Consider the following 10,484-nt stretch of genomic DNA (forward strand, 5'->3'; position numbering starts at 1 on the left):
CGGACTCAAATTACTTTAGAACAGGCAATTTTGCTAATCCGGTTAGGGGCTTTGAGGTTTACCGGAAAAGATAAGAAAACCTTACTTTGGGATGTTTATAACTACCTGGGGCATAAACAAAAACGAATTAACTCGGCGGAGCTTTTTAGTGTAACGCAAAAAAGTTTTGCATTGCCTGAACTGGAAAATTCAGCACTTGAAGATGCGTATATTGAATGGGAACTATTGGGCTATCCGCTAAATTTTAACATGTTCGATTTCCTGAAAACGAAATATCGTGGAGAAGTAATGGCTGCCGATATGCATCAGTACATCGGCAAAACCGTTCGAATGGTGGGCAACTATGTATGCGAAAAAACGGTTCATACCGTTAAAAATTCGAAAATGTGGTTTGGTACCTTTTTAGATCACAATGGAGACTTTTTTGATACCACACATTTTCCAAACTCAACGCCGGTATATCCTTTTAAAGGGAAGGGCTGTTATTTGATATTAGGGAAAATAGTAGAAGATTTTGGCTTTCCGAGTGTAGAGGTTTTAAAGTTTGCCAAGCTCGATATTATGATGAATCCGGTCGCGGTTGATTAATCACAGAAGTATGGAGACAAAATTGGAAAAGGATTGGTATTCAATAGTTGTTTACCCTCAAAAGGGGATTATTAATAAAGTCAAAATCATGAAAGATGAATTGGCAGATAGAATAGGAAACTATAAAAGTCGCAATTCAGAAGCTCATATTACGATCATAGAATTTGAGGCTGATTTAAATGAATTTCTTTTTTATAAATATTATGTAAAGAACTTTTGCTTGTATCAAAAACCTGAGCATATTTCATTTAATGAAATAGTATTATCTAAACAAAGCAAAGCACTTGTTTTACTGCCTGCCATTGCTTCAAAAATATATTTAAGAGATTTACTAAAGAATTTTAGAAGAGGTTTAAAACATATGAACGTCACTAATGGCTTAGTGGCTCACATATCAATCGGGAGAGCATTAGATCCAAACCAAATAGAAGGTGCAAATAATATTTTTAATAATATAAATTTAGATTTCAACTGCGAAAAAATAGCGATTAGAAAATTTAATACGTCCATCGGACAATTTGAGGTTATCTATGAATTCTTTTTTCAAGGAAAACCACCAGTAAAAGGGCAACTCTCTTTGTTTCAGTAAAGATGATGAGCCGATTATGAGCCCTAATCGGCTCATGATTTACCTTTTTTTTGAGCCGAATAAATCGTATATTCGGCTCATGAAATATAATTGGGAGCTTTCTGATTGGCCACAGTTCAGCTATTCAACTGAAAAAATTTCTGGGAGGTTGTATGATTTTGCCCAACAAACTGGCGAAGTTAATGCACTGTTAAAAGCATTACCCGGTAATCTTCGAAAGGAAACCCTTTTAGAAACAATTTTATCGGAGGCAATAAAAACCTCAGCGATTGAGGGAGAATTTTTAAGTAGAGAGGATGTGATGTCATCTATTAAGAATAACTTAGGTATTAATAAAATCGCTGAAATAGTTAAAGATAAAAGGGCTTCTGGCATAGCTGACTTAATGATCGATGTAAGGAATACTTTTGAAGCCCCCCTGGAAGAAAGTAGGCTGTTTCATTGGCATGTATTACTACTTGGAGAAAACAGACGGGTTAATGTAGGTGCTTGGAGAAAGAGTGACGAACCAATGAGGGTGATTTCGGGCGGGTTAAATAAAGAAACAATTCATTTTGAAGCTCCACCATCTGCTTTGGTTTTACAAGAAATGAAAGGGTTTTTAAGATGGTTTAATGAAACAATGCCTGGAGGCATAAACGAGCTTAAAGATCCTGTAATAAGATCAGGAATCGCTCATTTATATTTTGAAAGCATTCATCCTTTTGAAGATGGGAATGGAAGAATAGGTCGTGCCATAGCAGAAAAGGCACTATCTCAAACATTAGGAAGGCCAGTTATGCTAAGTTTATCTAAAATAATAGAAAGGAACAAAGCTGTTTATTATGATGCATTGAAAAATGCCCAGCAAAGCAATGATATTTCTGATTGGTTGAGTTATTTTGTTGATCTAGCATTGACTGCTCAGCTTGATGTTAAAGACATGATTGATTTTACACTTAATAAAATCAAAACTTTTGACTTATTTAAGAATAGATTTAATGAACGGCAGGTAAAGGTTCTACACAAAATGTACAGCTTTGGTCCAGATGGTTTCGAAGGAGGAATGACTGCGAAAAAATACATCTCACTAACAAAAGTGTCTAAAGCTACAGCAACAAGAGATTTGCAAGAGTTGGAGAAATTAGGAGTACTTATAGTTTCAGGCGGAGGCAGAAGTGTTCATTATATATTAAATGTTTCTCAAATCCATGATTAACATCAAAGCTGAAATAGAGAAATTCGACCAAATGGGCGAAAAAACAGGTTGGAGTTATGTTTTTATTCCAGCAGATGTTGCCAGTAAAATTAAACCAGATTGTAAGGTCAGTTTTAGGGTAAAAGGAAAAATTGATGCAGTGGAAATTAGTGGCGTGGCAACCATACCAATGGGAGCGGGCGATTTTATTATCGCATTAAAGGCAGCACTTCGAAAGCAATTGAAAAAGGAGGCGGGAGCTAAAATTGAATTATGGCTAGAAGAAGATCAAGATTTTAAAATTGATATGCCTGAAGATTTGGAAATGTGTTTGGCTGATGACGACGGATTGCTGGATTCGTTTTTAGCGCAGCCAAAATCACATCAAAATTATTTTATTAAGTGGATTAATGAAGCAAAAACGGAAACGACCCGGACTAAACGATTGGCGATGACGGTAGATGCGATTGTGAAGAAACAGGATTTTGGTGCAATGATCAGAGAAAACAAAGGAAAAAAGAGTTGAGCGTCTTGAATGCCAAAGCAAGTATTTTCATTGCAATTTAAGTTCATCCAAACTTTTTACTTTCAACTCCTTAATTGCGACTATAATTCCTAAACCAACTGTTTACTTTCATTTGAATTACGCCCAAAAAAGCTTCTCTGAAAATTTTAGTACTCATTTTCGATGTGCCCTCTGTTCTATCTGTGAAAATGATGGGTACCTCCACCACTTTGAAACCAAACTTAATCGCCGTAAACTTCATCTCAATTTGAAAAGCATAACCCACAAAGCGGATTTTATTTAATGGGATAGTTTCCAATACAATCCTGCGATAACATTTGAACCCCGCTGTGGCATCCTGAATGTTAATACGGGTAATAAACCGAACATACATCGAGGCAAAATACGACATCAGGACGCGACCCATCGGCCAGTTTACCACATTAACACCTTTCACATACCTCGAACCCACAGCAACATCAGCACCTTGAACACAGGCATCTCTCAGCCGCGAAAGATCATCAGGATTATGAGAAAAATCAGCATCCATCTCGAAAATATATTGATAATCTCTTTGCAATGCCCAATTGAAACCATAAATGTAAGCGGTTCCTAAACCTTGTTTGCCAGCACGTTCTTCTATGAACAGATGCCCATCGTATTCAGATTGCAGCGACTTCACAATATCAGCCGTTCCATCCGGCGATCCATCATCTATAATTAATACGTGAAAAGGTTGCGTTAAAGAGAATACCTTGCGGACAATCTTTTCAATATTTTCCTTTTCATTATAAGTTGGGATGATTACTAAACTATCAGACACTATTAATTAAGATTTTAGAATAACGATAGACCATTTGTCGGAATGTGGCGAAATTAGCTATTAAAAATCAAAAGCCAGAAATTTTCTTTCTGGCTTTTGATTTTTTGATTTCGAATTGATTTATCTCACTTCTCCCATCAATTTTTTTACCAGTTGAGAAAAGGCAATTAATGCTACCCCAGCAATGAGCGAATAAAGCGCAAGCGCTTTATAACCTTCAGTATAGGCTACTAACTTAGCCATCAGCGAAGCATTATCGATACTTGACATCTCTGCACCGAGTTTACCAGCAGCAAGCTGGCCAAATGCACTCGATAGAAACCAAAGTCCCATCATCATTCCAAACATTTTCTTTGGCGAAAGTTTGGTGATGATTGACATGCCAATTGGCCCTAAACAAAGTTCGCCAAGGGTTAGCAGCAGGTAAGCCAGGGTAAAAATATTTAGTGAGCTAATGCCCTGATCGTTTGCAAAGAACCGCGTGGCGTAAAACACATAAAAACTGAGCGCCAGTAATAAAAATCCGATTCCGAATTTGACCACTGTGTTGGGTTCAATTTTCCTTTTGTACATACCAATCCACAATAAACCAACCAGCGGACTAAATACGATGACAAAAAATGAGTTTACACTATTGTTTACCACATTTGGATCGATGTTAAAAAACAAAAGGTTATGATCTAAATTGTCTTTGGCAAAAAGCGATAAGGAGCCACCACTTTGCTCAGAAATGGCCATGAAAATAAAATAGCAGAAAATAAATACAAAAGCTGCAATCAGTTTATACTGTGCTTTGATATCCTTGATCATTGCGGTTTCGTAAATGAAATAAATCATGGCTATAATACCAATAGTGTACATGAAGTAATCAGTGTAGGCCGTGTTTTTTACCATGATAAAAATAAGCGGAATACAGAGCAGGGAACCTACATAAACAGCAATTTCGTAAGTTGTTCGTTTTGTTTTCTCCAAGTTTAATAACGGGGAATTACCAATCGGGCCTAGAAACTTCTTCGTAAAAATAAAGGTACCTAATCCGAAAGCCATCACTAAAGCTGCCGAAAGGAAACATAAATGCCATGAAACATACTTGCCGAGGTAAATACACATTGCACCACCTAGAAGACCGCCAACATTAATTCCGGCATAAAAAAGTCCGAAACCAGCATCTCTTCTGTTATCTTTTTCATGGTATAACTCACCAACCATTGATGAAATATTGGGTTTGAAAAAGCCAGTTCCAATGATGGATAAGGTGATGCCGACATAAAATAAATCCTGAGGAGAAAAAGCTAAAATCAGGTTACCAATAATCATTAATGATCCTCCCCAGAAAAGCGACTTACGGAATCCCAAAATTTTATCGGCAAATATTCCGCCGATGAAAGTAAAAGCGTATACAAAAGCCTGGATAGCGCCATATTGTAGGTTGGATTTCTGATCACTTAATCCAAGTTGATCAACCATGAAAAACGCTAAAACACCACGCATGCCATAGAAGCAGAAACGTTCCCACATTTCTACTAACGATAAATACCAAAGCTGTTTAGGATACTTACCTTCAAAATTCTGAATCGCTTCTAAAGTTTCGATAGAAGGCGTTTTTTCTGTTGCGATTTGCATGTTATTTTACCCCGTGCATTAGTTTTTTAATGATAGGAGTGAGGAGCATAATGAAAATACCCAACCCTATTGGAATCAAAGTAAAAATCAAAAAGAATGTCGACATGGAATATTTAGCTGTAATCTTATCAATTTCTCCACCCATCGTTCCGGCAATTTTATTACCGATGGCGATAGCCAGGTACCAGATTCCAAACATAATACCGATCATTCTGCCCGGAACCAACTTCGATACATAAGATAAACCTACCGGAGAGATAAATAATTCGCCCATGGTATGAAAGAAATAAGCTAAAATAAGCCAGATCATACTTACAGATGCAACTTTTGCTCCAGATGGAATGGAACTTGAGCCATAAGCCAGGGCTGCAAAACCTATCCCCAATAAGATCATTCCCAATCCATTTTTTACCGTTGCCGTAGGGTTAAATTTGCTCTCCCAAAGTTTTGATACAATTGGTGCGCAGGATATAATAAACAAAGAATTTAAAACGCCAAACCACGTTGCCGGAACTTCAGCCTTAACATCCGCATATTGATTCTTGAGCATGTAAATTACTAAACCCCAAATGATAGCAAAACCTGCAGCCAGAATAATATTTCCTAAGGCAAATTTGGCAAAAGTTTTTCTGAATAAGCTGAAAAGCACATAAGTAATAATAACCAGTGGGATTACGGTTATTAAGGTATTGGCGACATTGAAAATTATTTTCGCATTTCCTTCCAGCAATCTGGCTGTATAATCTTTAGCAAAAATTGTCATTGAACCACCTGCTTGCTCAAAGGATGCCCAGAAGAAAATGGTGATAAAAGCAAGTACAATAACCACAATCATTTTGTCGCGAAGCTGCGGAGTATATTGCGCAATTCTCTTAATCAAAATAAAAATGAATAGTATTAACGCAACAATAATGGCCACGTTATCTCCGGTTAAGCTGCCCACGCTAAAATTAAATACTGTTGATCCTGTGATTTTAGAAGCTGGGTCATTGATAATCCATACTAGCCCGATGATTGAAATTAACCCGATAAGAACGATATCGAAAACCGAAAAAGGATTTCTTTTAGCTTCCGCCGGATCTTCGTCTTCATCAATTACCACATTATTTTTCTCGGGTTTTAAACCAATTGAGCCGAAAATATTCTTGGTGAAATAGAATTGCAGCATGCCCACAAACATGAAAATACCCGCCAAACCAAAACCGTAACTCCATCCCCAATTCGGATTTTCACCAATATAGCCGCATAAAAGCATTCCTAAAAAGGCGCCAGAATTAACACCCATATAAAAAATAGTATAAGCACCATCTTTCTTTTGAGGATGTTTTTTATACATATGCGATAAAATCGAAGTCATGTTTGGTTTGAAGAATCCGTTTCCGGTTACCAAAAGACATAAGCCTAAGTACATGAAGATAGGGTTGAACTCAAAAGCCATTGATAAGTGGCCTAATGTCATCAATAAAGCGCCAAGAATTACGGCCCAACGGTAACCGATAAATCTATCTGCAATAAAACCGCCCAGAATTGGAGTAAGGTAAGCCAATGAGGTATAAGAGCCATAAATAGCTAATGCGTGCTCCCTTGGCCATCCCCATCCCGGATTGTCGCCAAACATGGATGAAGTTAAAAACAAAACGAGCAAAGCCCGCATGCCGTAGTACGAAAATCTTTCCCACATCTCCGTAAAAAAAAGTACGAATAATCCTGCTGGATGACCCAATACTTTGCTACTAAAGAAATCGTCTTTGGTTTCAATGGATGTTTGCATAAAACATTTGTTGGTGTTAGTTTATGAATTCAGAATTTGTGTGTTGTTAAGCTAGTTTGCAAGGCGCAATATAGGCAGTGAGCGGCAAACTCACAAATTTTTACGCCAAGGGCGGGTAATGAACTTGTTAAGAAATGCGAAATACTAGAACTTTCTGATGGGTTTATTATTTTTTTTCGGATCTGCATAAAGCTCGTCCATCGAATTTGCATCATTGTTAAGTTCCAATCCTTCCTGAAGTTTTAATTTTCCTCCGATGACTTTGAAACCGTCAAACGTGCCGTCAGAACCATAATATTTAAATTTACCCAACATTTCAGAATCAAATGGTGCGAGGTGATCAAAAACAATCATACCGGCCTTTTTATCTGACTTTAAAAACATAGCATTTGATTTGGCATATTCAAATATGAACCGGTTTTTGTCTTTGATGTTTTTTCCATCAAAAACCGGTGCGCCGAATGTTGCTTTATCTTTAGTAAAAGATAATATTTCGATTACTTTTTTAGTTGTTGTCTGGCTGTTACCCTTCCATCCCAATAAAACATAATAGGGCAAACGACTACCGCTAGTTACAGGGATAATCTCATAATAACGGGCGCCAAACCAATTCTGGTTATCATTAATCGCATTCTGATCTTTGATGTTATCTGTCTGATCGATTAGTGGAAAAAGCTTTAGTGGACCGCTATTCGTATTCATCTGAATGGCTCCATAGTATCGATAGGCACCATTCTCCAATTGCATGTACCAGCTAATGATTCGGAATGCTTGATCTGGAGATTTTATAACCGAAACATTTTTTAAAGAATCGAAAGGATAATTAAAGGAACCTGTTGTTTTCAAAGCCTCAACTAAAGTTTTAACAAACTTTCCGTTAAGGTCTAGTTTTTTATGATCAAAATTTTCGGCCATCGCGGCGTGAGAAATTTTAATTAGCGTATCTTGAAATACAGCAAGTTTCTGATGACTTTGCTGGGCTTGTAATTTAAGCCCAAACAAAGCAATCACAAAAAAAATATATACTGTTTTAATGCTCATTTATAATAAAAATGCTGAAGAAACAATTCCCAAGGCTTATAATTTTTCGATTACAATAGCGCTTGCACCACCGCCACCATTACATATTCCCGCTACGCCTATCTTTCCATCGTTTTGCTCAAGAACTGATAGTAAGGTAACTACAATTCTTGCACCTGAAGCACCAAGTGGATGGCCGAGCGATACAGCACCACCATTTACATTAACCTGGTCATCTGATAATTCCAATATTTGATTATTAGCTATCGAAACCACAGCAAAAGCTTCATTAATTTCAAAATAATCAACTGTTTTAATATCGATATTTGCTTTGTGTAAAGCTAAAGGAATTGCTTTTGCGGGTGCTGTAGTAAACCACTCCGGCGCTTGTTGCGCATCGGCATAACCCAAAATTTTAGCCAGAGGTTTAATACCCAATTCCATGGCTTTGTCAGCGCTCATTAAAACCAATGCTGCCGCCCCGTCATTTAATGTTGATGCATTTGCCGCGGTTACCGTTCCGTCTTTCTTAAATACTGGTTTCAATCCTGGTATCTTTTCGAACTTAACAGCAGTTGGCTCGTCATCTGTATCGATTATTGAAATTTCGCCTTTTCTATCCTTTATTTCAATCGGCGTTATTTCATTTGCGAATTTACCGGCAGTCTGCGCTGCTTGCGCTCTTTTATAAGATTCTACAGCAAAATTATCTTGTGCTTCGCGAGTAATGCCACATTCCGTAGCGCAAAGCTCGGCTGCAGAACCCATATGATAATCATTGTACACGTCCCATAAGCCGTCTTTTACCAAACCATCAGTAACCTGTCCATGTCCTAATCGATATCCGTTTCTAGCCTTATCTAAATAATAAGGAACGTTACTCATACTTTCCATGCCACCGGCTAAAACGATTTCATTATCACCGCTAGCGATGCTCTGGGCAGCGAGCATAATAGCTTTTGTGCCAGAGGCGCATACTTTATTTATAGTTGTTGCCGGAAGATCAGGTAAGCCGGCAAATTTTGCGGCTTGTGTAGCCGGTGCTTGCCCAAGATTTGCAGAAAGTACATTTCCCAGGTATACTTCCTGTATCTGTTCTGGTTTTAAACCTGCTTTTTCAATGGCAGCTTTAATTGCAAACCCACCCAATTGTGTAGCAGAAAACTGCGACAAGGAACCACCAAAGCTTCCAATCGGCGTTCTGGTAGCCGAAACAATTACAACTTCTCTCATGAATAAAAACTTTTATGAATTATTGGTTAGGCTGCTAAGTTATAAATATTTTAACATTGCAATAACGTATATCATGTCATTTTAGCATAGGGGATAAGTGATATGCCATTCAAAAACAAGAGCTGCAAAACTGCGGCTTTAGTTATTCTTCTCTTGGTTTTGGCTTTTTTCGCGTTTTTATTGCTTGATTAAGCAAAAATTCAATTTGCCCATTGGTGCTTCTGAATTCATCAGCTGCCCAGGTCTCTACTTCTTTCAGTAAAGCATGACTAATTCTCAATACAAAAGCTTTTTTATCTTTTTCTGCCATCCCTCAACTAATTGCTTGAATACTGTATTTTGTTTTTAAATTGATTAGGAATAATTCCAACTCATCAATTTTATTTGAGCTGAATAAAACCTTTTTTCCATCCTTAAATTCAAATTGAAGCCCTTTCGAATAATCATTTAAAATGTAGGCTTTGTCCTTTAGCTTAAACCAAAGTCTATGTTTCACCCCGTAGCCACCATATTCAGAAAAGGCATCAAACTTTCTGATGTATGCTTTCTCGATACTTTCCCATGAATAAATGTTTCCTTTACGATGAAATGGAAAATATTTGTACGATAAACCATTTTGCGTAATTAACAAGGTAAGTTGGTTCTGTTGAATAATAAAAATGATTAGGAAAGGAAGAAAAACTGCAAAAACAGGGGCGAAATACATTGCTTTTAGTTCCGTGAAATTCGGTCCATCCTCAGAAAAAATAAGAATAGCTACCGTAGGAAATATCGTCAAACCGGTGATGAGATATAACCACCAAATTTTCAAACCTTGTTTTTCTTCGAATTCCATTTTATCAATTGTATAGGGTTCCTGTATTTACCACAGGTTGCACATGCCGATCGCCACATAGCACTACCAGTAAATTACTAACCATGGCGGCCTTTCTTTCTTCATCTAAATCAACAATACCTTTTTGTGATAACTTCTCCAGTGCCATTTCAACCATTCCGACAGCGCCTTCTACAATCAGTTTTCTGGCGGCAATTACGGCGGTAGCTTGTTGGCGCTGCAGCATAGCACTTGCAATTTCCGGAGCGTAAGCCAAATGTGAAATTCTTGCTTCTAACACTTCAATGCCGGCTCTTGATAACCGCTCGTTCAACTCATTT

11 protein-coding genes and 1 pseudogene are annotated in these 10,484 nt (G+C 37.5%); 4 read left to right on the forward strand and 8 right to left on the reverse strand.

From position 1 onward, the window contains the following. The 4 genes and pseudogenes from ON09_RS19330 to ON09_RS19345 all read left to right on the forward strand — a co-directional run. Positions 1-588: pseudogene (locus tag ON09_RS19330) on the forward strand (DNA polymerase III subunit alpha); the annotation flags it as partial. Positions 589-598: 10 nt separating this feature from the next. Continuing rightward, positions 599-1,177, forward strand: coding sequence for a hypothetical protein (locus ON09_RS19335; RefSeq protein ID WP_010602718.1), 579 nt, complete (start codon positions 599-601; stop codon positions 1,175-1,177). A gap of 79 nt (positions 1,178-1,256) precedes the next feature. After that, the gene (locus ON09_RS19340) at positions 1,257-2,375 is read left to right on the forward strand and encodes a Fic family protein (protein ID WP_029204486.1); all 1,119 of its coding nucleotides are present in this window, start codon (positions 1,257-1,259) and stop codon (positions 2,373-2,375) included. Beyond that, on the forward strand, positions 2,368-2,880 hold the full coding sequence (locus ON09_RS19345; RefSeq protein ID WP_010602720.1) for a YdeI/OmpD-associated family protein: 513 nt from the start codon (positions 2,368-2,370) through the stop codon (positions 2,878-2,880). The genes ON09_RS19340 and ON09_RS19345 overlap by 8 nt, the downstream gene beginning before the upstream one ends. 70 nt (positions 2,881-2,950) lie before the next feature. Here ON09_RS19345 and ON09_RS19350 read toward each other — a convergent pair whose 3' ends face one another. From ON09_RS19350 to ON09_RS19380, 8 genes are all read right to left on the reverse strand, one after another. Further along, positions 2,951-3,682, reverse strand: a complete 732-nt coding sequence (locus ON09_RS19350; RefSeq protein ID WP_010602721.1) for a polyprenol monophosphomannose synthase — start codon at positions 3,680-3,682, stop codon at positions 2,951-2,953. 120 nt (positions 3,683-3,802) lie between these two features. After that, positions 3,803-5,305, reverse strand: a complete 1,503-nt coding sequence (locus ON09_RS19355; protein ID WP_010602722.1) for a peptide MFS transporter — start codon at positions 5,303-5,305, stop codon at positions 3,803-3,805. Position 5,306: 1 nt separating this feature from the next. Further along, on the reverse strand, positions 5,307-7,076 hold the full coding sequence (locus tag ON09_RS19360) for a peptide MFS transporter (protein WP_010602723.1): 1,770 nt from the start codon (positions 7,074-7,076) through the stop codon (positions 5,307-5,309). A 144-nt stretch (positions 7,077-7,220) separates the two neighbouring features. Further along, the gene (locus ON09_RS19365; RefSeq protein ID WP_010602724.1) at positions 7,221-8,117 is read right to left on the reverse strand and encodes a hypothetical protein; all 897 of its coding nucleotides are present in this window, start codon (positions 8,115-8,117) and stop codon (positions 7,221-7,223) included. A 36-nt stretch (positions 8,118-8,153) separates the two neighbouring features. Then, positions 8,154-9,329, reverse strand: a complete 1,176-nt coding sequence (locus tag ON09_RS19370; protein WP_010602725.1) for an acetyl-CoA C-acyltransferase — start codon at positions 9,327-9,329, stop codon at positions 8,154-8,156. Between the two features lie 142 nt (positions 9,330-9,471). Further along, positions 9,472-9,639, reverse strand: coding sequence for a hypothetical protein (locus ON09_RS24885; protein WP_010602726.1), 168 nt, complete (start codon positions 9,637-9,639; stop codon positions 9,472-9,474). Between the two features lie 3 nt (positions 9,640-9,642). Beyond that, on the reverse strand, positions 9,643-10,164 hold the full coding sequence (locus ON09_RS24455) for a hypothetical protein (protein WP_010602727.1): 522 nt from the start codon (positions 10,162-10,164) through the stop codon (positions 9,643-9,645). Between the two features lie 4 nt (positions 10,165-10,168). Then, positions 10,169-10,484 (reverse strand): SPFH domain-containing protein (locus ON09_RS19380; protein ID WP_010602728.1); only part of this gene is annotated, 316 nt, incomplete at its 5' end.

It is taken from the genome of Pedobacter agri PB92, from assembly GCF_000258495.1.
In the GTDB taxonomy this organism is placed as follows: domain Bacteria; phylum Bacteroidota; class Bacteroidia; order Sphingobacteriales; family Sphingobacteriaceae; genus Pedobacter; species Pedobacter agri.